The sequence below is a fragment of the Trichocoleus sp. FACHB-90 genome, from assembly GCF_014695505.1.
GTDB lineage: Bacteria > Cyanobacteriota > Cyanobacteriia > Cyanobacteriales > FACHB-T130 > Funiculus > Funiculus sociatus.
The window spans coordinates 1-20,344 of sequence record NZ_JACJOK010000064.1 but is presented as its reverse complement, the minus strand read 5'-3'; the positions used below and the strand labels follow the sequence as shown (position 1 = coordinate 20,344).

Below are 20,344 nucleotides of genomic sequence, written 5' to 3'. Positions count from 1 at the left end.
ACCCAGTCTGGGGCTGCTTTTTTACTGCATCTACTTAATCACAATCAATCCCAGAATTCAAGCCCCGCAACAAATGTCACTTCTTATACCTATTCTGTTTCTGCTATTTTGATTAGCTATTTTTAACATTTTTACATAACAAGTTCGGTAGAGCCTAAAATCTTTACCTACTAATGATATACCACAGATATTAGAGATGGACTCAAAAACAATTCTAGATAATCTTCTAGATACTACACAAAAAGGAAATCTTGATGCCTGTCGTCATGCAATTTGCGAGACTGCTATTTGGTTGGAAAGGCATCCAGATGAAGCATATATTCGTCGCCAGTACCTTATTCTGGTAAGAGAAAAAGGCTTGCTGGAACAACAGCAGATAGCAATTGCACAAATGTCCCTTTGGCTACAAGATAATCTAGAAAACTGTGATTCCTACGTTTTTACGGAGTATCTAAAGCTGATTAGAAACTCAGGAATACCAAAAGAGCAATGTCATGAGGCAATTGTTCAGTCTTCTACTTGGCTATCAGAACATCCAAATGAATCATATGTTCTCACTCAGTACCTTGCATTAGTAAGGGAAAAAGGGAAGCCAGAACAGTCTCAAGAGGTAATTTCTAAGATGACTTTATGGTTGGAAGAGCATGGAACTAACTGTGATTCCTACGTTTTTTGTGAATATCTCAAATTAATTAACAAAGAAGGAACATCACAACAGCAGCAAACAGCAATTAATCAGGCTGATATTTGGTTCCAAAAACATCCAAATGATTCATACGTTCGTAGAGAATACCTGAAGCTGATGGGAAAACAAAGATAGTGAGCAACTTCAATAACTTAATCGAAATCGCTGGTTGTGATAAACCCTTTCGCCAGGAGACGTGATTTTTGTCCACCGATGGTGCCGTAATGCTCGAAGCACTTTGCATTCCGAGAAACGACAGGCTGCTCATACCTTGCCCTTGACTTAAACTGCGATTCTATTGTCTGACAGAGTAACTCGGCGTGAGACAATCGCTCATTCATTCCCTGCCAACTTTGACCGCATCGCTTGTCACACCTCAATCTGCTGCTGTAATTGTTGGATGCGATCCCTTTTTGCTTATGGAGTGCGATCGCTCATTCATTCCCTGCCAACTTTGACCGCATCGCTTGTCACACCTCAATCTGCTGCTGTAATTGTTGGATGCGATCGCTTTTTGCTTATGGAGTGCGATCGCGCCTGACAAGATAACCTCCCCAACCAGAAGATACAATAAAATCTCCGATAGCCGGAGGTGAACGCGATGCCCCCACTACTCGACAAAACAACCGACCAACGCATTGTCCATCATGGAACCTGGGAACAGTTCAAGTTTATCCAGAAGGGCTTTGATGGTTCTCCTGGGGTGCGGCTGTTTTACTACGACGAGACGATCGAGATTCTTATGCCGGGACAAGACCACGAAACTTTTTCTCGCATCATTGGTTACTTAGTGACTACCTTTCTGGTCGAACAGGGAATCTTCTTCAAGCCTACAGGAGCAATGACTCAGGAAAAAGAAGGCGTTGTCTCGGCTCAAGCGGACGAGTCATACTGCATTGGCAGCGTGAAGTCGATTCCAGATTTGTCGATAGAAGTTGTCTTTACCAGTGGAGGCACCAGCAAGTTAGAACGCTATAAAGCTTTGGGCGTTCCAGAGGTTTGGTTTTGGGAAGATGGATTGCTCAAGCTGTATCACCTCCAAGACGGTAGCTATCAATCCATCGATCGCAGCCAACTACCCGGACTTAATAACCTCGATCTTGATTTGCTCAGACGCTGCATTTTGATGGCGGAGAGTGACGCTGGAGAAGCTATTAGAGCCTTCCGTCGGGAGATTTAGCGCGATGCAAAGTCAGTAATTTTAGCAGTAAGCTAAAAGTTAAACAAGTTGACTAAAGACAACCGGAATCAGTAAAAGAGTTATGTCCACGCTGAATATTTCGCTTCCTGAAACACTTCAATCGTTTGTCGAGCAACAAGTCGCTAAGGGAGGTTACAGCAATGCGTCGGAATACATCCTGCACCTGATTCTCCAAGAGCAAGCCAAAGCTGCACGAGTTGAGGCATTATTACTGGAAGGTTTGGATAGTGGCGAACCCATAGAAGTAACTGATGAGTGGTGGGAGCAAAAACGCACTCAGTTAATGCAAGGACTTCAACAGATTCAGGAATGACCAAACGCATTGTCATCACGCCAAGGGCAAGCCACGATATAGACGAACACTTTGCTTACATTGCCCAGAACAACTCTGATGCAGCCTTGCGATTTTTTGATGCAGTACGTCAGACGGAAAGCTAAATTAGTCCAAAGGTCAGGGATGGGTCGCCCTGATTCCAGTAGCTACAAAAGTCGAGCTAAGAGAGTATTTGAAAAGTATCAAATGCTATGCGGAATTGAGCGATCGCAAAGTGAAGTAGCTTGATGTAGCACCTAAACCCTAAATATTTCCTTCCGCACTTCAAGAGTATCGGTTACTACAGGCAACCCCCAGTCGAGTAAAGAAAGTTGCTGCATCGTTAAACAATCATGCTTTGTTGTCATGCCACCTAAAAAAGAAAACAATGGATGTGGATGTGGAAGTATTCCATTTTCATTAATCGTAGTTTTGTTGGGGGTTGGTTATTGGGGCTTTAGGCATCTAGATAAACTAGATATCAGTAAATTTTTGCCTAATAACCAAGAAAATAACCAACAACCAACCGCTCCTATTCTGACTCCTGCGCCTAGCCAGCCCATACCTGTTGCCAATTCTCCCCTCCCCCAAGCTATTCCGACTGCGACACCAACAACCAAGCCACAAGTTCTAGCATTACCCGCAAACCCCAAGAAATCACCATCGCCTCAAACTCCTTGGGAGAAAAAGGAAATAAGGGGAATTTATTTAAGTCGGTATCAGGCGACTAATAATGCTAGCGAAAAAATGATTCGCGAACGAGTTCGTTATTATCGCGCTCAAGGAATAAATACAATTATTCATGGGGTTTGGGGTAATGGTTGCACGATGTATAACAGCAATGTCATGCAGCAAACATTCGGATACAAAAGCTGTCCCAACCAATTTCAAGAGCAATGGTTGGATTGGTTGATCGATGAGGCGCACAAGCAGGGAATGCAAGTTCACGCCTATTTTGAGAAGGGGATTAAAATAGATAAAAATAGCCCAATTTTTGACGAGGCAATTTCTAAACGATGGATTGTGGCAGGGGTCGATAAAACCTACGCTGGCATCGAGCATTATGTACTGGATGTGGAGATTCCAGAGGTTGCTAATTTATTTAGAACAATCTCAGTAGAGTTCGTCAAAAAGTATCCAACCATCGATGCAGTTCAGTGGGATGATTACCTAGGTTATCATGCTGAATTACCCGGCAAAGTTGATCGCACGGCGCATTTAACTAAATTTGTGCGGCAAATGAGAGCTGACATAAAAAAAGCTAACTCAAGGGTTAGTTTCGACCTTTGCCATCATAATCCTTATTGGGGTAAACGTTATTTTGCGGCTGATTGGGAAAATTGGAATGTTGATCGAGTTTTCATTCAAATTTATAACGATGCGAATTTTACCCAAGAGCTAAATTATGCGGAAAATTATGCGGGAGTAGCTATTTCAGATAAGCAGTTGTCTCGTTTAAAAGCATTGGTTAATAACCCCAAAATCAAGAGTATTTTAGTGTTTCCCTCCTCTGGAAAACCAGAAGAGACTGCTGCTCTTGTCAAGAAGTTAACTCCAACGAGTAAATAAGGTAAGAATATAATAGATTTGCTGAAATGAGTAGACAAGGGAGTTGGCGCTGGGAGAAATGGTTACAACTTTCAACAAGCTGTCGTCACACACGCAGATAGGAGCGCGATCGCTACATGAGTTTTTCCCGCTTTGTTCATTTTTATCAAAGTGATTGCACTGAGGTAGATTTTGGCCAATTTAGGTGACTCAATGCCATATCTAATATCTTGTAATGCTTTTTAACTGTATGATGCTAAAGCGGTACCATAACACCATAGCTGGTGTTGGTGAACCTACAGCAATTTCTGTATATGGTGGATCAATAAGGAATAGATTCTTAATCCGTAACCTTAATTAATCCTCTTTGCAGGGCATCAAAGACGCGATTAATTTGCAAACGATCGGTTTCGTTGTAGCATTTTTTTGATAAAAATGCGGACATGAGTAATCGTTGGTCAGTGCGCGTAATCTGTCGAAAGGCGAAAATGCGCTCAACAATTTGTTCTACTGATACTTTAGGTAGAGAACGTTGGGATATCATCATTCTACGGGCAGATATTTTTGTATAAATCAAAACTCAGTATAGTTTAAGTATGCAATATTTCTTTACAAATGTGGGCGATCGCGATCGTAGAAAGGCTGTAATATTTTCCTGAAAAATCCGTGATTCCCATCATTGACAAATAACGCGGAGTTTGAAGAAAGTCAGTAATTTCCCGGTAAAATAGCTTGGCGTTGCAGCAAGAAGGCAAAAACAATGGCTCAGGCTCGTATTGGGATTATAGGTGGTAGTGGTCTTTACAAAATGGAAGCGCTCAAGGATGTGGAAGAGGTGCAAATCTCTACACCTTTTGGCTTTCCCTCTGATGCGTTGATATTGGGAACTTTAGATGGAACGCGAGTGGCTTTCCTGGCCCGTCACGGTCGAAATCACACGCTTTTGCCGTCTGAGTTGCCATTTCGAGCCAATATCCACGCCATGAAGCAGCTAGGGGTCGAATATCTGATTTCTGCTTCCGCTGTTGGTTCCTTGAAGGAAGAAGCTAAACCTTTGGACATGGTAGTACCGGATCAATTTATTGACAGGACAAAAAATCGGGTTTCCACTTTTTTCGGGGAAGGAATTGTAGCGCACATTGCTTTTGCCGATCCGGTGTGTAATAAATTGGCTCTTGTTGTAGCGGATGCGATCGCATCCCTAAATTTACCAGATGTCACCCTCCATCGTGGCGGTACGTATGTCTGCATGGAAGGGCCAGCGTTTTCTACTAAAGCTGAATCCCATCTTTACCGCAGTTGGGGCGCGACAATTATTGGGATGACAAATTTACCAGAGGCGAAGTTAGCTAGAGAAGCTGAAATTGCCTATGCAACTTTAGCCTTAGTTACAGATTACGATTGTTGGCACCCAGATCACGATAGCGTAACCGTAGAAATGGTGATTGCTAATCTGCAACGCAATGCGACTAATGCTCAAAAAGTAATTCAAGAAACTGTCCGCCGTCTGAATGAAAATCCTCCAGTTTCTGATGCTCATTCTGCTTTGAAGTATGCAATTCTAACTCGCCTGGATAATGTTCCTCCGGAAACTAAGGAGAAGATGGAGTTGCTGTTGAAAAAGTATTTGTAAAGATGTAAGAGCGACTAAAGACACGGCTAGACAAAACTTAGCCCCCTGCGCGGGCTAAGAAAATAAAATAGTAAATGTAGGTTAGGTTTTAAACCCTTAAAATCTAACCTATATTTATTCTTAACTTCTATCTTCTCTTTGCGTTCTTCGTGTCTTCCTGGTTCATAAAAACAACCATAATTTCAAGAACGAAGAGCCAAGGACAGTTAAAGTCGCGACTAGACGAAACTTAGCCCGCCTGCGTGGACTAAGAAAATAAAATAGTGACTAGCCATTTAGAAGAACTTATTCACTAATCAACTTCTTAAATTGAGCGTCGGAGCGAATCGCATCAAAAGCAGAGTCAGCTTTTGCCATTTCTTTATAATTAGGCTCAATATCAATTGCCCATTGTAGATTACCTATTGCTAAATTTACACGGTATTGCACCGCATAACAACGAGAATTGTTATATCGAGCTTCAGAAAAGTTTGGTTCAATCTTAACAGCCGCGTTATAGGATTGATTCGCCTCTAGATAGCGACCTTCTGAAAAATAAGCATTTCCTTGAATTAAATAATCATTGGCATTTAAAATTTGGTTAGTATTGGCATCCAATTCTTGAATTGGCGCTACTAAATCAGATTGAGCATCTAAAGTAAATTCCGAAAGGTGATTTTGATGCTCAGAGTTTATGGTTTCAATTTGTGGCTGATAATAATGGTTGTAGCTCAGTCTTTCAAATTCTTGAGCTAAAATATTTTTCTGTTCTTTAAGCTCTCCTAATACAGCTTGAGCTTCTGAAATTAGGCTGTTTAGTTGCAGAATACTGTCAGATTCTACTTGAGAATTTTCCGTTGTTTTTTTCAAGTTAGCAGTTACTTCTTCCTCAAGTTGGGTGGCAAATTTGTCTCGGATTTGCTCTAATTGATTTTGGGTTTCAGAAACTATTTGGTTAATGACACTGCGACGTAGCAAAAAAACGCCGACAGCTGCCACAATCGGAAACAAAGTTAATATAAATAGTAAAGTATTGAGTAAAGTTGTGGTGCGGTTAAAGGCGCGGTCAACTTCCGATTGTACGCGATCGCGTATTTCCAACTCAAGCCGCAATCGTTCCACTTCCTGCTGTTCCTGAACCGATAGGGTTGTGGCAGGAGGCTGAGGTTGGGCAACGGCAGCAGCAGCAGATAGAAAAAGGAAGGGAAGCGCCAGGGCAACTTGCTTATTGATCTTCATGAGAATACTCTTAGCTTTAATCTAAGTATTCCCAACCTGTGCCAAAACTATCAGGTACTAGGAAAATTTGTGCAATCCCCACCTATACAGTAATTAAAGATGCCTAATTAAAAAAGAAGTTTAATTAGGCATCTTTAATTTGATTCAACCTACTTGATAAACAAAGCTGAGAGTTGCCCAGGCATTGACATCTAAAGCATAGCTATCAGAGGATATACCAATATTTTCTCCAGACACAGACGCGATCGCGTTTTGCTTAACTAACGCACTAGCTTGATGTAAATCTTGCAGCAAGGCCCGCGCCACGACTAGCGGGTTAAACAATTCGGACACGCCTTCGCGCTGGGAACGCCGCCCAGAGGACATAGCAGCAAGGGTTTGGGTAAAGGGTGCGCGACTGGCGAACAGATGAATTTCCGCAAGCCCTGCCGGGGCTGCGATCGCCCATTCCAAGGATGGAGGTTGTGGCACCGTCAGAGTTGCCCCCGCCGGAATAAAAACATCTTGTAGGGCAGCGGTTGCTGCCGCCGTCGGGTTGGTTTCCAGGGACTCTGGAGTGGATGACGGGGGATAATAGGCGATGCCGGAGCCGCTGCTATCGATGCCGAGTAGTATGAAATAAATCGGGCGATCGCTATAGTTTTGAATTCGGTACTGGACGCGGCTACCAATTGGTAAAGTGGGGATGCCTGCAAGGGCGGAAAGTTTTGAATTTTGGGTATTGATTGAATCAAGATTAGTTTCCTGAGTCCTCCGCAAAGTTTCTCGTTGCAGCAGCACCTGTTCTGTAGGAGAAACCATTTCCAACGTCGCCCCAATTGGGAGACGAGAAGACCCTTCATTTGCCGTCAAACGCCATAACTTAGCCGCCAGCAGCGTTTTCAGTTTCGGGGTTAAACGATTAACAGCTATTTTTACCGCTTCAGTCGGTTCTCCAGCTGTGTTGAAAATCAGATCCCGACCGGGAGAAAATAGTGCATAGCTGCCCGCCGAGTCGGTAGTCTCCACTTTGCCAAACAAATAATCTGCGGGTTGTTCGCCTGCTGTGACAACGGATGAGACAGAACTAACATTGGCAAAAGCGCTGGTTGCATCTACGCGCTCAATTCGTTCTAGTTTGGCATCTAGAGCCACAGTCAAGCCGATATTTCGGGGCAAAACGCGGATGGATTCTTGTACCAGTTGCCCGACTTGCAAATTAGACGTTTCTGACCCAGAAACAACTCGCGCCTTGGCAGTCAAACCCTCCTTAAAACGAATTTGCACTTGTACAGGTTGTTCATTGTTCGGAGTTGATAGTTGATTGCTGTTAACCACGAACAGAGAATTTACTCCGTAATATTCCCAAATGGGTGCTGGTAATCCTGCCAGCCACAAGTGTAAGAATTTGCCGCCTTCTTCCACGGCCGTAATCACACCATCTGCACCAATACCGATTTCAGGTGTCAAATTATAGGCAAGCGCATATTGCTCGTTACTTTTTTGACCCATTAGCTGGGGCTGTTGCTCTTTACCTACCAGTTGTTCGACAACTCCAGCAGCCCGATTGAAGCTAACCTGAACCGTCGTGGGTGAGGTTGCTTGCCAGAGATGTTGAGTTAGGGCGTAGGTGAACATTCCGGCGCTAAAACCGCCCCAACGCGCCTCAGTTGCTGTTTGATTAGGGCCAGCTGCGGCCAGAACAATTCCAGGCATTTCGCCGGATAGCAGCTTGTTGAGTGCTTCTGGCGAAGACTTGAGACGCGATCGCAATTCTTCCTGAAAAGCTAGTTCCTCGTCGCTGGCTTCCTGTGCTAACACCGTTTCCGGGCAAGTGCGAATCCGCAGGTTGCCTTGGAGGACGGTATCGCCGTCACTGTAACTGGTATCGAGTACAGTTGTCACTTGGTCAGTAGCAAGCGATCGCAACAGCAAAAACAGCGTCTCTTCCAACAAATCATTCGCTACTGTTCCTTTGGTTGACAAAACGCCATCCACTGGCACTAAGGAATTTTGGATTCTAGATTTTGAAGCGATTTTTGGGGAGATTGATTCTTCCCAAAACATCGCGTGATTTTGGATTAAAGAATCATCTTCATCCTTCATCCTTCCCACGCGGCTACCGTAGCCGCTGAAGTGGAACAGCACCACATCACCTGCTTTCGCTTGTGCTGTCAAATGCTCAAGGAAAGCAGTTTCAATATTTTGGCGCGTTGCTTGAGCATCCGTCAGCGTCAAAATATCGCTGGGGTGAAAGCCAAACCTATGAATCAAAAGTTCCCGTTGCAGTTCCACATCCGTCACGCAACCCAAAAGAGACGCTACTTTCGTCTCCGTGGTATGGGGATACTGGTTAATTCCCACAAGTAGCGCCAACTTTCGCCCATTCGGTTGTGCCAGCGCCTGATAATAGCGATCCAGCAGAGGCACCGCTAGGCTTTGATCCCCCAGTAGAAGAGATAGCGCCGTTTCACTTACGCCCAGCGCCAAGAGCGCCAACCCCGCTCGTTGCAGAAAACTCCGCCGCTTCAATCCCATATCAGCTATTAGCTATGAGCCATCAGCTATAGCCTATCAGGGTCTAGGGAATACAGAGAATTGCAAATTAAAGATTTCAAATTTAAGCAGCCTCAAATCTCAAATCTCAAATCTCAAATTTTAAACTTGCAATCTCATATTTTTTTGCTTCCTCTGGCACCTGCATCGCCCTTGCCAATTCTGCCGCCACCTCTGGGCGAGAAAACTCTGGTGGTGGCAATTCACCGCGCCGCAACATTTCCCGTACCTTCGTCCCCGACAGGTGAATGCGTTCACCGGGAGCGCTGGGACTTGTCTTCGTCGTCGCCATCGTCTGAGTGCGCGTACAGTAGAAGGCGTGTTCAAACTTCATCGGCGTGATGCCCAATTCACCCGGTTCAAACTCATCAAAAATGTGCTGAGCATCGTAAGTTCCATAGTAATCGCCGACCCCCGCATGGTCGCGTCCAACGATGAAGTGAGTACAGCCGTAATTCTTGCGAATTAGGGCATGGAAAATCGCCTCTCTGGGGCCAGCGTAGCGCATCGCAGATGGATTAATTGCCAAAATTACCCGGTCTAGAGGATAGTAGTGTTCCAGAATAATCTCGTAGCAGCGCATCCGAATCTCTGCTGAGATGTCATCGTCTTTAGTGACTCCCACCAAGGGATGCAAAAACAAGCCATCTACAGTTTCTAAAGCACACTTCTGGATATATTCGTGCGCCCTGTGGATGGGGTTGCGAGTCTGGAAGCCGACAATCGTTTTCCAGCCCTTTTCCTTGAACATGGCGCGAGACTGGACGGGATCTATTTGGTAATTTGGGAATAAAGGATGAGGATCGCGATGCAACAGCCAAACTGATCCTGCAAGATGAATTTCTCCTTGCTTGTAAACAACCTTAACGCCTGGGTGCTTTTCATCATCGGTGCGATAAACATTCACCGCCTCGCGGGTTTTGTCATAGCCATATTTCTGCGTTAGTTCCATAACCCCGACAAAGCGCCCAGTTGGGTCGTCCAGACGCACCAAACCGCCTTCTTTGAGATTTGCGGCTACCGACTCGTCCACCGAAAGTGTGACGGGAATTGACCACGGGAGACCATTGGCAAGGCGCATTTCCATCACTACGCGATCGTAGTCGGCTTGTTCCATAAAGCCAGTCAGCGGGCTAAATCCCCCAATGGCAATCAGTTCTAAATCCGATGTCGCCCTTTCGTCTAGTTGCACTCTGGGCAAATAGTCGGCTTTATCGAGAAATTCTTGTTTTTGTTCCGGTGTAGCGATGCGATTAATTAGCTGACCGCCGTGAGGTGCTAGGCTCATATCGAATTGTAAATTTAGCTGCCAAATTATCCTACCAAGATATAGAACCCGGAGATAAGAAACCTAACCCCCCAGACCCCTTCCTTAGTAGGGAAAGGGGAGCCGGAGTTTCTTCCAGCTACAAATATTTTTCTTGTTCCCTCTCCTAAAAGGAGAGGGTTAGGGAGAGGTTCTTCAAGTTTGCACTGAAAATTCCTCTGGATCGATTCCCCAATTCACCCAGCAAATAGCTTCACGCGCTGACTTAACATCAGGAGGTACTCGCAAAGCATGAATAAATCCAGTGCTGGGACAAGTCATTTTTAATAAATAAATTGGCTCAATATCCACATCATCATCAATTTTTAATAGAGTGTATTCCTGCCAAAAGTCTAATTCAGCCGCTTGCCACTCTTGGCAAATTCGACTGTAACCAATTCCTTGGATTAAAACTCGCCTCAGTTCAGCGTTATCCTCTTCTAAAAGCCATTTTGCTTGCCACTGGTTCGGGTGCAGTACACCGTATTTTTCAGGTAATTTCACACCGTGGTAAGCATAGACGCTGAAACCATCAGCAAATTGAATGGCGGGTGCGCCTTCTGCGTGTAAACGTTGCTCGTTGTCGAAAGAGAGGATGCGAGGGCGATCGCACACAATGCAAATCTTTTCATAAGGGAAAATCCAGCCACACTCCTTAACTAGCGACTGTAACGCTTCTCCTTTTTTCTGCTCGTAAGTGCAATTTAAGACGGAAAAACAAAAGTCTAGTAAATTGGCATAATCAACTTTTGATTCTGGCTCAATGCAGTTAAATACTGGATTCCAAACTTTGTCATCTAGTGGGATATTTAGCTGTCCTTCTAGTTGGAGCCACAGTTTTCTCTTAATTGGACTTTCCAGTTGTCTCACCAGTTGGAGTTGCGGTTGATGGAGCAGTTGATACTTCAATTCATGGTGAAGTTGGCAGTTTATTTGGTCTTCTGGTTGCCGCAGCAGTCGCTTCTCTAGATCAAACCCCACTTCTCCTAACTCGTTGAGTCTCCTAAATTGATTCAATCGTTGCCTCAAAATTACATTTATTAAACCAGCAAAAGGACTATCACAAAAAAGAATATATGGCTCTTCAAAGCAAACTGCTGCGTAAGCTGCTTTTATTGTGTCTGCCGCTTTTTGACGAGCAATTGGCTCACTGGAAAGTGCAATCCGCCTCCACTTCTCCCGATAAACTGGAATTAAAGCTTCTTGTTCAGGCGTGAGTTGTTCAATTTTCTGTGACATCATGGTAAGCAGATAATAAAACCCCTAAAATTTTGTTGGCATTGCCTATAAAATATTCACTTAAATCAATAGAAACTACTTGTCCTTCTAATTTCAAAAATTTCCAAATAGTTCCAGTTGTTACAGTTCCATAAAGGGTTATAATTTCATTTCCCTCTCGTTCATTAAACAACTGTGCTGCTATCATTTCAGCTACACATTGCCCCAATCCAGCCTTAATATTTTCATTTTTCGCTTCTACAATAGTAAGGACTGGAGCGCTAATAAAAAGCTGTTCTGAGGAACGGCTAACTAGAAAATCACAGATCCCATTTAATCCTCTCGCTGTATCTACATTAAAATCCACACCTGAAAATAAACTAACTTGATAATTTAAGCGCCTCCTAACTTCAATCAGGATAGGGGCTATAATCATTTCAGAACGAGCTTTTTCAGTATTAATAGCAGTAGCTAAAGGAAGATTCTCTTTAAGTGTAAAAGCTAAATGTTCGCTACATTCTACCGGAGGAACAGCCGCAAATAAATCTACTGTTTCGTTAATCGTTAAACTAAATAGTTTTTTAAGTTCGCTTAGGGTGAAGTCACTATAAGCCATAGTTATAAAAAAAGAGGCAAAAGTAAAGTCTTTTGCCTCTATCTTATACCTTATTACTGTTTACTCAAACCTTTCGATAATTCCACCGCCGAGTACAATGTCCCCATCGTACAAAACCGCAGCTTGTCCAGGGGTAATCCCGAACTGAGGTTCATCGAAAACAAGCTTAATGCGCGAATCTTCCAGGGGGATTACGCTGACTGGTTCAGCCTGGGAACGATACCGGACTTGCACTTCGGCGCGGATGGGATTGGTGGGCTGGGGGATGGAAACCCAGTTTAGCCGTTGTATAGTGCATTCTGGCTTGTGAGTGCTAGCGCGATCGCCTACAATAACCCGATTCCGCACCGCATCCAACGCCACCACATACAACGGTTCCGCCGCCGCAATTCCCAGACCCTTACGCTGTCCAATCGTGTAGTGATGGATACCTGTATGCTGTCCCAACACCTTGCCCGACTGGTCAACAATATCGCCTTCTTTCTGGGGAATGAACTTATCCAGAAACGCTTGCATGGAACCGTTGGCTTCCACCAAACACAAATCCATACTTTCTGGCTTATCAGCAGTCGTCAAGTTAAATTCTGCGGCAATTCGTCGGGTTTGGGTCTTCAGCATTTCTCCCAGGGGAAACATTGTTCCAGAGAGCAAATCTTGTGTCAAATCATACAAAAAGTACGACTGATCCTTAGACGAATCTACAGCCCGACGCAGCTGGTAAAGTCCAGTTTCCGCATCATAACTGATCCGCGCATAATGACCCGTAGCAATGCGGTCAATTCCCAACTCTTCACGGGCATAGCGCAGCATTGGGCCAAATTTCACCGCCTTATTGCACTGAGAACATGGCAACGGCGTGATACCCGATTCGTATCCCGCAACTAGGTAATCGACAATATTTGTCTGGAAAACATCTCGACTATCAACAATGTGATGAGGAACGCCCAACTGTTCGCAAATTGAAGCCGCATCGACCATCCCTTCAGAGCAGCATTGACCTTTACCCTTCATTAGCCAAAGGGTAAGGCCAACAACTTCGTAGCCCTGATGGTGCAGGGTTGCGGCTGCGACGGAACTATCAACTCCTCCGGAGAGACCAACGACGACTTTGTTCATGGAACGAAAATTTGAATGACTGAATTATCAGTTTTTTCTCTAGAGTAACATTTTGGTTGTTAGTCATTAGTTATTAGCAGATTACTGGCAGAGGTGTCCCGCCGGTGCTACAGAATAATGACTAATTGTGGTAAATTTACTACAAATTTTGCCGCCACAATTTCTGAAAGATGATCGGGAGGGCTGATTGGAAATGAGTAGCGATCGCCATAATCTAGAAACCAGTCGCGAGAGAAAAAGTAAAACTTCTTTCCTCCTACGCCTCCTAGCTTGCCTCTTTTGGGGCGGATGTTGGTTCGTGGCATCTACGCCAGCTTCGGCAAGACCCCTCCCTAGACCACCGGATGTGATTCCTGGCTTACCTCCATCACCAAATGTTGAGCCAACGGCTCCTCAAGATCGTTTACCATCACTCTCACCAAATCCTGCTGGTAGACGTGAATTTGACTTTCAAGCACCACCGCCAAGGACACGCAACAGAAATAGAGATGAGAATTTCTTAAGAGAAGGTAGAACTTCTCAGCTATATGGGGTTTACATCAACGGCGATAGTCCCCTGCTGTTAGCGCAAGTCCGCAGGATAGAACCGGAAGCTTTTGTGCGGCAGGGCGGGGGCATGATCCAAGCGGGAGTATTTTCTGATCAATCTAATGCCCAGCAGCGTGTTCAAGCTTTGGAAGAATGGGGCATTATGGCACAAGTTAATACTTATTCTGGTGATGATGTCGATTCTCGTCCTGTAGAAAGAGGTAACGAAATTGATGGCGTAGCCTATTTCGTGGTTGTTCCGGGAAGTAAGGAATATTTACCCGATATTGCCGCCCAAATGATTCGGTTGGGCTTCCCAGAGAATGCTGTTGCTCAAAGAAACTCACCGCGAGGGCCGCACGTTGCAATTGGCCCTTTTGCAGAACAATCAGAAGCAGAGCGTTGGACTAGCTTTCTGCGTTCTAATGGTATGGATGCGCGGGTTTATTTTGGAAGATAGATGGTGATTGGGGATTGGGATATTCATAGGTTACAGGCTGGGAAAATTATCTTACCAATTACCAATTACTTCGTGACTAATAGCTGAAAGGAAACTCACCTTGGTACAGGCGAAAAAACGGCAAGAACAAATTGAGCAAATTGTGGTGACTGCCCAACAAATGCGCGAAATTGAAGGGCGCATATTTGCGGCGGGAATGCCTGTGGCGGCTTTGATGGAAAAGGTGGCAAAGTTAATTGCATCTCGAATTGAAGCGCTTTATCCTTCCACAAAAACGCGGCGTGTTGGCGTGTTGGTGGGGCCAGGCCACAATGGGGGCGATGCGTTGGTGGTTGCCCGCGAGTTGCACTTTCAGGGTTATGAGGTTGTTGTTTATCGTCCGATTTCTAAGTTAAAGGAATTGACTTCGCAACACGCCCAATATGCTGATAGTTTGGGCATTCTTTGTTATGAGCAAATTGAGCAATTGCAAGGCTGCGATTTAATAATTGATGGTTTGTTTGGGTTTGGCTTGGAAAGAACGTTAGAAGGCCCCATTGCTTCTGCTATTAATCAGTTAAATGAGTGGTCGAAACTTGTAATTAGTATTGATTTGCCTTCGGGTTTGCATACCGATACTGGCGAGGTTTTGGGTACAGCGGTTCGTGCGACTCGCACGTTTTGCTTGGGTTTGTGGAAACTTGCTTTTTTGCAGGATCAAGGGTTGGAATATGTCGGGACTGCTGAACTGATAGATTTTGATATTCCACTTGCTGATATCTGGGCAGTTTTGGGAACACCGAAATTGAAGCGCGTGACAAAAACTGCTGCGATCGCTTATCTTCCTATACCCCGCCCCCCAGTGACTCACAAGTATAAACAAGGACATCTGCTGCTGATTTGCGGTTCTCACAAGTATGGTGGAGGCGCAATTCTATCCGGTTTGGGAGCGAGAGCTAGTGGTGTTGGGATGCTCTCAATCGCAGTGCCGGAATACCTGAAACCGTTACTGTTGGCACAGTTGCCGGAAGCGCTAATTATTGGTTGTCCGGAGACAGAAACGGGCGCGATCGCATCCTTACCAGATATCGAACTTGCTTCATTTAGCGCGATCGCTTGCGGCCCCGGTGTAACAAAAGATGCCACGTCAGTAGTTGAAAAAGTTTTAGCAAGCGATCGCCCTCTGGTTCTCGATGCCGATGGTTTGAATATCCTGGCTGAATTGGGAACCATCCCGGCATTATCCAAGCGTCAAGCTGCAACGGTTTTAACGCCTCATGCTGGTGAGTTTAAGCGTCTGTTCCCAGATTTAGGCGATCCGACCAAAGACCGAGTGCAGGTGGTGCGCGAGGCATCTAAACTCAGTGGTGCCACGATCCTCTTGAAGGGGGCGAGGACTGCGATCGCTAATCCTTCTGGTTCAGTATGGATTGTGCCGGAAAGCACACCAGCATTAGCCCGTGGTGGTAGTGGGGATGTGTTAACTGGGTTAATGGGTGGACTTGTGGCAGCGGCATCCTCAAAGGCATTGCCTCTAGAAGAGGTGGTGCAAAGTGCGGCTTGGTGGCACGCTCAAGCGGGAATTTTGGCTTCCCAGGAGCGAACTGAGTTGGGAGTCGATGCGTATACTTTGACACAGTATTTGATGGCAGTAGTGCGTGAAGGAGTTGAATAAGCGATCGCTTTGTCCTCAATCTTCCCCTAACGTCAGTAAACCTGCTTTTCTATCTACTACTAACCGCCGATTTTCTAGCCACTGCAAACCTAGCAAAACCTCGGTAATTTCTTCACCGCCTAGAACGGGAATAGTAAACTCTTGACCATTAAAAACAACACTACCTGCGTAGAGGTTAAACTTAATTTCTCCCCGTGCAGTCTGCATATCCTGTTCCCGGATAAATGTCCATCCCAAACTCTCTACATCTTGGATATCCATCGCCAACCACTCAGTAAATCCCGTATCTAGCAACGCATTGACCGTAACTCCTGAACCATCACCTGCTATCAAATCAATCTCAAAAAGCAGCTCACCCTTTTCACCAAAATAGCCTTGAATCATATTCTGCCAACGCACCCTGCCTCATTCAAGCGCTTTTCCAGAATTCGGGCTTCGGGGTATTTCTCGCGGGCTTTTTGAAAGGCGATTTCTGGATCGGGGTCAATAAAATAATCTCCACTTTCTGGCTCAATCATAATTGACCAGTTGTAATGTTCCTTAACCAATTCCGAGTAAACTCGGTTAAAAATCTCTCGGCATCGCTGGGCAAATGCTTCATTCTCAGCGTCGCGTCTAGCTATCTCTTCTGGAGAAAGTGGTGTGCGGTCGGGGAAAATTCGGCTGCCGCGTGGCACTCGCCTATGGGTTTTCTGGCTCATTATTACAATTAGGTTAGTGGTGGAAACTTTAATATTATATCTTGAGGTAATGTGGCGCGATCGCGTAAATTGCATTATTTAAAATTGACATATTTATGAAAGCGATCGCATTTGAAAATAACTGAAATGGAGTATTAATAAAAAAGTGATTATTATCGTAATGGGTGTTTCTGGGAGCGGTAAATCTACCGTTGCTGAATTGTTGGCAAAAGAACTGAACTGGGATTTCAGCGATGCTGACTCCTTCCACTCGCCAACTAATATTGAAAAGATGAGCCAAGGCGTTCCCCTCACCGATGCCGACAGAATGCCTTGGCTGCAAGCAATGCAACAAGCCATCGACCAATGGCTACAAGAAGATAAAAACGTAGTTCTAGCGTGTTCTGCCCTGAAAGAATCCTATCGTCAAGCACTGTGGCGAGACCCCGAACAAATGGAGTTAGTTTACCTCAAGGGAAGCTTTGAAGCGATCGCGCAGCGACTAGGGTTGCGCCAAAACCACTTTATGACCAAAAAGCTCCTGCAAAGCCAGTTTGACACCCTAGAGGAGCCACAAAAAGGCATCACAGTAGATGTTTCTGGGCCGCCAGACGCGATTGTGCAGCAAATTCAGAGGCATCTTGGAGTTTAGATTCCTCATCCAAAATCCGAAATCTAAAATCTCAACCCCACGCCACCCTGCACCGAGACAGCCGTTCCGCCACCGTCGCGGTAGGCATCAAAAGCAATAATCGCGTTGCCAAAAAGCACTGTATTGCTATTAGGAATAACGTAATCAATCCCAGGCTGTAAAGCAAAACTGGTTTTATCTCCTACAGGTGAAGGTGTTCTATTTCCACTGCCAAAAGCAACACCCGCCCCCAAGTAAGCATCAGTTTGCCAATTAAGCGGGACATCATAAGAAATCGTTGACACAACCGCAGGACTAGCACCAATCAAAGCTTGCGCTCTTAAAGAAATAGGAGCTTGCAGCAGTTTATAGCGTACAGCAATCACCCCTCCCGCTTGGCGACCTTCTCCGAAATCGTTTTCATTAATCCCCACCGTAGCACCAACACCTACGTAACTTCCGTATGCTGCCTGAGCTGATACTGGCTTGCCAAAGCTAATGCCTACTCTACCAGAAGCCGAATCAGCTACGGGAACTAAAAAGTAAAAACTTAAAACTAGCAAATAAAAAAGGCTTTTTCTTACCTTCTTCCTTTTACCTTCTACAGCGGCTCCCAATTCCAAAAGCAAACCCATAAAATGCCCCATTTCCCCACTCCTCAACGCCTATGAAGCATAAAGCTCCATATTTTTGTCGATTTTATTCTAATTTATCTTGAATTTCCAACCGTAAGGTGTTGTTGACAACAAGAAGCAAAAAACCCCGTTCAATTTCTCTGAACGGGGTTTTGTCTCTCGATTGGTTTCTTATGCCGAAAACTTACTCTCCAACTGGCACGATTACCTTATCAATCACATGGATAACGCCGTTGCTGGCTTGAATGTCAGGCTGGACAACTTTGGCGTTATTCACCATCACGCCATCAGTTCCTTTCTTCACCTTCACCGAACTGCCTTCTACAGTAGCAACCGAACCGGAACTCAACTGAGTGGATGTTACCTTACCCGGAAGGACGTGGTAAGTCAATATTTTAGTCAATAAAGCTTTATTCTCTGGCTTCAGCAACTCTTCCACAGTACCAGGAGGTAAAGCAGCAAAGGCTGCATCTGTCGGCGCAAAAACTGTGAAGGGGCCAGCTTGCGATAGGGTGTCAGTCAAACCTGCGGCTTTTAGGGCAGCAGTGAGAACCTTGAATGAACCATTTTCAGCAGCTACAGAAACTACGTTGCCGTTCTGGGATGTGGTTGCTCCTTCTTTAGGAGATGGTGCCGCATTTGTATCCCTCGGAGCCTTGCGATCGCTATTGTTGCTAGGCTGGCTGATATTAGTTGGGGTTTGGGGTTTGGGCTTCTCCTGGGCAATGGCTGGCAAACCCATTAGCACACTAGCACTTACAACTGCTACTAGGCTAGCCAGGGGTTGAATCAAATTTTTACGATTCTGGTTATTCATTGCTGAAGATTTCCTGAAAGCTAGGAGTCCATTAACTTAAATTAACTTCACTTTTTGTTGCACTTCTTTACATCTGTCTTTAGGATGAGCTTCCCGCTGCTGTCCCTACAGTTGAAGCGACACAAAATAGGAGAAATTTGGAGTTCTAAAGTTGAAAAAAGGTTTGACTGATAAAGGTTGTAAGCCTTAAAAATCTTCGGATCAACTCGCTCTTAATCTAGCTGTTACTAAGTTGATAATATTCCTTTAGACATACTCCATAAGAAAGCCTAAAGTTAGGCTGGCGGGTAAAGTTAGCTGAAATAGGAAATACTTCATACTTGGGACTCTAGACTTTTTCTTTTCGATTCAACCCCTAGCAATCCCTAATTTGGAGCGATTAAACAGCGATCACTACCTCTTCCATCTGAGGAAGTAGCACGATTGTCATCTCATCAGCAACCGTCCTACAGGTTGAAACCTTCCTTGTCAGCCAAAATTTCATCAACTTAAGATAGCAAGCTGTAAAAACAATTTTTTTCAGCAAAAAATACAAATTTATACTTTAAAATTCTATGCCTTTTGGTTATAACCTCTGATAGAGGGTACCAAGATACCGCAGTTGATATTCTGAGAATAACAAAAGAAAAAAATAAAACGTTAATAACCACGGAGTTGAAAAATGGGAATTATTGCTTGGATTGTTTTAGGTTTGATTGCTGGCGCTATTGCTAAAGCCATCTATCCCGGTCATCAAGGCGGCGGTATTTTCGCAACAATGGGTTTAGGTATTTTGGGCGCGTTAGTTGGTGGCTATTTAGGAAGTATGTTCTTCGGTACGTCGGGAGGCGCAGCCTATGGAGCGCTAACTATTCCTAGCATTGCCTTTGCAGTCTTGGGCGCACTGGCTCTACTATTTCTGTGGGGTCTATTTACCCGTCGGAGTGCTTAATAATAAAGTTTTTGAAACGTTAATAACTACGGAGTTGAAAAATGGGAATTATTGCTTGGATTGTTTTAGGTTTGATTGCTGGTGCTATTGCTAAGGCTATCTATCCTGGCCATCAAAGCGGTGGTATTTTCGCAACAATGGGTTTAGGTATTTTGGGTGCGTTAGTTGGTGGCTATTTAGGAAGTCTTTTCTTCGGTACGTCGGGAGGCGCAGCCTATGGAGCGCTAACTATTCCTAGCATTGCCTTTGCAGTCTTGGGCGCACTGGTTCTACTATTTCTGTGGGGTCTGCTTACCCGTCAGAGTGCTTAATAAAAACTTTTTTTGATACATATAATGAAAGTCCTCTAACTTGAAGTTAGGGGATTTTCATTATATTCGTTGAAATCGTAATATCAGCCGCAATCTATATTTATAAAATTAATAATTTAGATGTAAAAATAACGGGATAAAATAAAATTAAGGAATTTAAAATACTTTATAAAAGTATTATTTATAAATAATATAGGCTCTACCGAACATGGTATGTAAAATAAACTGAAATTAGCTGGCAAAATGCCAAGTCAGAAAACTTCTTAATTTGAAATTGTTGAAGTTTCTAAACCCATAACCTCTTCGTT

25 protein-coding genes are annotated in these 20,344 nt (G+C 44.5%); 12 read left to right on the top strand and 13 right to left on the bottom strand.

What is annotated here, in order from left to right; genetic code table 11:
• Positions 1 to 196 precede the first annotated feature (196 nt).
• A complete protein-coding gene (locus tag H6F74_RS19135; RefSeq protein WP_190443789.1) occupies positions 197 to 820 on the top strand; it encodes a hypothetical protein in 624 nt (207 codons plus the stop codon).
• A 17-nt stretch (positions 821 to 837) separates the two neighbouring features.
• Here the strand turns inward: H6F74_RS19135 and H6F74_RS19130 are convergent, their stop codons facing one another.
• Entirely contained in the window at positions 838 to 1,026 is a 189-nt protein-coding gene (locus H6F74_RS19130) for a hypothetical protein (RefSeq protein WP_190443788.1), read from the bottom strand.
• Positions 1,027 to 1,085: 59 nt separating this feature from the next.
• Between H6F74_RS19130 and H6F74_RS19125 the strand changes: the two genes are divergently transcribed.
• The 5 genes from H6F74_RS19125 (at position 1,086) to H6F74_RS19105 (ending at position 3,768) form a co-directional block, all read left to right on the top strand.
• The gene (locus H6F74_RS19125; RefSeq protein ID WP_190443787.1) at positions 1,086 to 1,226 is read left to right on the top strand and encodes a hypothetical protein; all 141 of its coding nucleotides are present in this window, start codon (positions 1,086 to 1,088) and stop codon (positions 1,224 to 1,226) included.
• A gap of 60 nt (positions 1,227 to 1,286) precedes the next feature.
• Positions 1,287 to 1,865: a Uma2 family endonuclease gene (locus tag H6F74_RS19120; protein ID WP_190443786.1), complete on the top strand. Its 579-nt coding sequence runs from the start codon at positions 1,287 to 1,289 to the stop codon at positions 1,863 to 1,865.
• 82 nt (positions 1,866 to 1,947) lie between these two features.
• On the top strand, positions 1,948 to 2,199 hold the full coding sequence (locus H6F74_RS19115; RefSeq protein ID WP_190443785.1) for a type II toxin-antitoxin system ParD family antitoxin: 252 nt from the start codon (positions 1,948 to 1,950) through the stop codon (positions 2,197 to 2,199).
• On the top strand, positions 2,196 to 2,324 hold the full coding sequence (locus H6F74_RS29435) for a type II toxin-antitoxin system RelE/ParE family toxin (RefSeq protein ID WP_199301404.1): 129 nt from the start codon (positions 2,196 to 2,198) through the stop codon (positions 2,322 to 2,324). The genes H6F74_RS19115 and H6F74_RS29435 overlap by 4 nt, the downstream gene beginning before the upstream one ends.
• 241 nt (positions 2,325 to 2,565) lie before the next feature.
• A complete protein-coding gene (locus tag H6F74_RS19105) occupies positions 2,566 to 3,768 on the top strand; it encodes a family 10 glycosylhydrolase (RefSeq protein ID WP_190443784.1) in 1,203 nt (400 codons plus the stop codon).
• Positions 3,769 to 4,087: 319 nt separating this feature from the next.
• Here the strand turns inward: H6F74_RS19105 and H6F74_RS19100 are convergent, their stop codons facing one another.
• Positions 4,088 to 4,294: a hypothetical protein gene (locus H6F74_RS19100; protein ID WP_190443783.1), complete on the bottom strand. Its 207-nt coding sequence runs from the start codon at positions 4,292 to 4,294 to the stop codon at positions 4,088 to 4,090.
• A gap of 213 nt (positions 4,295 to 4,507) precedes the next feature.
• Between H6F74_RS19100 and H6F74_RS19095 the strand changes: the two genes are divergently transcribed.
• Positions 4,508 to 5,380 (top strand): S-methyl-5'-thioadenosine phosphorylase, encoded by an 873-nt coding sequence (locus H6F74_RS19095; protein WP_190443782.1) that lies wholly within the window; start codon positions 4,508 to 4,510, stop codon positions 5,378 to 5,380.
• A gap of 285 nt (positions 5,381 to 5,665) precedes the next feature.
• On the opposite strand, the gene H6F74_RS19090 is transcribed toward H6F74_RS19095, so the two are convergent.
• From H6F74_RS19090 to H6F74_RS19060, 7 genes are all read right to left on the bottom strand, one after another.
• Positions 5,666 to 6,598, bottom strand: a complete 933-nt coding sequence (locus H6F74_RS19090; RefSeq protein ID WP_190443781.1) for a tetratricopeptide repeat protein — start codon at positions 6,596 to 6,598, stop codon at positions 5,666 to 5,668.
• 144 nt (positions 6,599 to 6,742) lie between these two features.
• A complete protein-coding gene (locus H6F74_RS19085) occupies positions 6,743 to 9,115 on the bottom strand; it encodes a caspase family protein (RefSeq protein WP_199301403.1) in 2,373 nt (790 codons plus the stop codon).
• A 106-nt stretch (positions 9,116 to 9,221) separates the two neighbouring features.
• Positions 9,222 to 10,421: a sulfate adenylyltransferase gene (gene sat / locus H6F74_RS19080; protein WP_190443780.1), complete on the bottom strand. Its 1,200-nt coding sequence runs from the start codon at positions 10,419 to 10,421 to the stop codon at positions 9,222 to 9,224.
• Between the two features lie 174 nt (positions 10,422 to 10,595).
• Positions 10,596 to 11,681 carry a DUF6745 domain-containing protein gene (locus H6F74_RS19075; protein ID WP_190443779.1) on the bottom strand — a complete coding sequence of 362 codons (1,086 nt, stop codon included), beginning with the start codon at positions 11,679 to 11,681 and terminating at the stop codon, positions 10,596 to 10,598.
• On the bottom strand, positions 11,662 to 12,273 hold the full coding sequence (locus H6F74_RS19070; protein WP_190443778.1) for a hypothetical protein: 612 nt from the start codon (positions 12,271 to 12,273) through the stop codon (positions 11,662 to 11,664). Before H6F74_RS19070 ends, H6F74_RS19075 begins: the two co-directional genes overlap by 20 nt.
• Before the next feature lie 60 nt (positions 12,274 to 12,333).
• Positions 12,334 to 13,389 carry a tRNA 2-thiouridine(34) synthase MnmA gene (gene mnmA / locus H6F74_RS19065; RefSeq protein WP_190443777.1) on the bottom strand — a complete coding sequence of 352 codons (1,056 nt, stop codon included), beginning with the start codon at positions 13,387 to 13,389 and terminating at the stop codon, positions 12,334 to 12,336.
• Positions 13,390 to 13,496: 107 nt separating this feature from the next.
• The gene (locus tag H6F74_RS19060; RefSeq protein WP_190443776.1) at positions 13,497 to 13,694 is read right to left on the bottom strand and encodes a hypothetical protein; all 198 of its coding nucleotides are present in this window, start codon (positions 13,692 to 13,694) and stop codon (positions 13,497 to 13,499) included.
• On the opposite strand from H6F74_RS19060, the gene H6F74_RS19055 reads away from it, so the two are divergent.
• A complete protein-coding gene (locus H6F74_RS19055; protein WP_190443775.1) occupies positions 13,688 to 14,377 on the top strand; it encodes a hypothetical protein in 690 nt (229 codons plus the stop codon). The two genes, H6F74_RS19060 and H6F74_RS19055, sit on opposite strands and share 7 nt — an antisense overlap.
• A 100-nt stretch (positions 14,378 to 14,477) precedes the next feature.
• Entirely contained in the window at positions 14,478 to 16,031 is a 1,554-nt protein-coding gene (locus H6F74_RS19050) for an NAD(P)H-hydrate dehydratase (protein WP_277875816.1), read from the top strand.
• Between the two features lie 15 nt (positions 16,032 to 16,046).
• Here the strand turns inward: H6F74_RS19050 and H6F74_RS19045 are convergent, their stop codons facing one another.
• The gene (locus H6F74_RS19045; RefSeq protein WP_190443774.1) at positions 16,047 to 16,415 is read right to left on the bottom strand and encodes an aspartyl protease; all 369 of its coding nucleotides are present in this window, start codon (positions 16,413 to 16,415) and stop codon (positions 16,047 to 16,049) included.
• A complete protein-coding gene (locus H6F74_RS19040) occupies positions 16,412 to 16,732 on the bottom strand; it encodes a hypothetical protein (RefSeq protein ID WP_190443773.1) in 321 nt (106 codons plus the stop codon). The genes H6F74_RS19045 and H6F74_RS19040 overlap by 4 nt, the downstream gene beginning before the upstream one ends.
• 145 nt (positions 16,733 to 16,877) lie before the next feature.
• Between H6F74_RS19040 and H6F74_RS19035 the strand changes: the two genes are divergently transcribed.
• On the top strand, positions 16,878 to 17,363 hold the full coding sequence (locus H6F74_RS19035) for a gluconokinase, GntK/IdnK-type (protein ID WP_190443772.1): 486 nt from the start codon (positions 16,878 to 16,880) through the stop codon (positions 17,361 to 17,363).
• Between the two features lie 23 nt (positions 17,364 to 17,386).
• On the opposite strand, the gene H6F74_RS19030 is transcribed toward H6F74_RS19035, so the two are convergent.
• Together H6F74_RS19030 and H6F74_RS19025 are read right to left on the bottom strand one after the other, a co-directional pair.
• Positions 17,387 to 17,989 (bottom strand): hypothetical protein, encoded by a 603-nt coding sequence (locus H6F74_RS19030; protein WP_199301402.1) that lies wholly within the window; start codon positions 17,987 to 17,989, stop codon positions 17,387 to 17,389.
• Positions 17,990 to 18,161: 172 nt separating this feature from the next.
• Positions 18,162 to 18,794 carry a fasciclin domain-containing protein gene (locus tag H6F74_RS19025; protein WP_190443771.1) on the bottom strand — a complete coding sequence of 211 codons (633 nt, stop codon included), beginning with the start codon at positions 18,792 to 18,794 and terminating at the stop codon, positions 18,162 to 18,164.
• A gap of 661 nt (positions 18,795 to 19,455) precedes the next feature.
• On the opposite strand from H6F74_RS19025, the gene H6F74_RS19020 reads away from it, so the two are divergent.
• Complete coding sequence (locus H6F74_RS19020; RefSeq protein ID WP_190443770.1) at positions 19,456 to 19,725, top strand: GlsB/YeaQ/YmgE family stress response membrane protein; 270 nt, start codon at positions 19,456 to 19,458, stop codon at positions 19,723 to 19,725.
• Between the two features lie 41 nt (positions 19,726 to 19,766).
• Entirely contained in the window at positions 19,767 to 20,036 is a 270-nt protein-coding gene (locus H6F74_RS19015; RefSeq protein ID WP_190443769.1) for a GlsB/YeaQ/YmgE family stress response membrane protein, read from the top strand.
• Positions 20,037 to 20,344 lie beyond the last annotated feature (308 nt).

Excerpts from the sequence above, each read along its gene's own strand:
- H6F74_RS19135 (WP_190443789.1), top strand. The coding sequence starts at position 197 with ATGGACTCAAAAACAATTCTAGATAATCTTCTAGATACTACACAAAAA.
- H6F74_RS19130 (WP_190443788.1), bottom strand. The coding sequence starts at position 1,026 with ATGAATGAGCGATTGTCTCACGCCGAGTTACTCTGTCAGACAATAGAA.
- H6F74_RS19125 (WP_190443787.1), top strand. The coding sequence starts at position 1,086 with ATGCGATCCCTTTTTGCTTATGGAGTGCGATCGCTCATTCATTCCCTG.
- H6F74_RS19120 (WP_190443786.1), top strand. The coding sequence starts at position 1,287 with ATGCCCCCACTACTCGACAAAACAACCGACCAACGCATTGTCCATCAT.
- H6F74_RS19115 (WP_190443785.1), top strand. The coding sequence starts at position 1,948 with ATGTCCACGCTGAATATTTCGCTTCCTGAAACACTTCAATCGTTTGTC.
- H6F74_RS29435 (WP_199301404.1), top strand. The coding sequence starts at position 2,196 with ATGACCAAACGCATTGTCATCACGCCAAGGGCAAGCCACGATATAGAC.
- H6F74_RS19105 (WP_190443784.1), top strand. The coding sequence starts at position 2,566 with ATGCCACCTAAAAAAGAAAACAATGGATGTGGATGTGGAAGTATTCCA.
- H6F74_RS19100 (WP_190443783.1), bottom strand. The coding sequence starts at position 4,294 with ATGATGATATCCCAACGTTCTCTACCTAAAGTATCAGTAGAACAAATT.
- H6F74_RS19095 (WP_190443782.1), top strand. The coding sequence starts at position 4,508 with ATGGCTCAGGCTCGTATTGGGATTATAGGTGGTAGTGGTCTTTACAAA.
- H6F74_RS19090 (WP_190443781.1), bottom strand. The coding sequence starts at position 6,598 with ATGAAGATCAATAAGCAAGTTGCCCTGGCGCTTCCCTTCCTTTTTCTA.
- H6F74_RS19085 (WP_199301403.1), bottom strand. The coding sequence starts at position 9,115 with ATGGGATTGAAGCGGCGGAGTTTTCTGCAACGAGCGGGGTTGGCGCTC.
- sat (WP_190443780.1), bottom strand. The coding sequence starts at position 10,421 with ATGAGCCTAGCACCTCACGGCGGTCAGCTAATTAATCGCATCGCTACA.
- H6F74_RS19075 (WP_190443779.1), bottom strand. The coding sequence starts at position 11,681 with ATGATGTCACAGAAAATTGAACAACTCACGCCTGAACAAGAAGCTTTA.
- H6F74_RS19070 (WP_190443778.1), bottom strand. The coding sequence starts at position 12,273 with ATGGCTTATAGTGACTTCACCCTAAGCGAACTTAAAAAACTATTTAGT.
- mnmA (WP_190443777.1), bottom strand. The coding sequence starts at position 13,389 with ATGAACAAAGTCGTCGTTGGTCTCTCCGGAGGAGTTGATAGTTCCGTC.
- H6F74_RS19060 (WP_190443776.1), bottom strand. The coding sequence starts at position 13,694 with ATGCCACGAACCAACATCCGCCCCAAAAGAGGCAAGCTAGGAGGCGTA.
- H6F74_RS19045 (WP_190443774.1), bottom strand. The coding sequence starts at position 16,415 with ATGATTCAAGGCTATTTTGGTGAAAAGGGTGAGCTGCTTTTTGAGATT.
- H6F74_RS19040 (WP_190443773.1), bottom strand. The coding sequence starts at position 16,732 with ATGAGCCAGAAAACCCATAGGCGAGTGCCACGCGGCAGCCGAATTTTC.
- H6F74_RS19030 (WP_199301402.1), bottom strand. The coding sequence starts at position 17,989 with ATGGGGCATTTTATGGGTTTGCTTTTGGAATTGGGAGCCGCTGTAGAA.
- H6F74_RS19025 (WP_190443771.1), bottom strand. The coding sequence starts at position 18,794 with ATGAATAACCAGAATCGTAAAAATTTGATTCAACCCCTGGCTAGCCTA.
- H6F74_RS19020 (WP_190443770.1), top strand. The coding sequence starts at position 19,456 with ATGGGAATTATTGCTTGGATTGTTTTAGGTTTGATTGCTGGCGCTATT.
- H6F74_RS19015 (WP_190443769.1), top strand. The coding sequence starts at position 19,767 with ATGGGAATTATTGCTTGGATTGTTTTAGGTTTGATTGCTGGTGCTATT.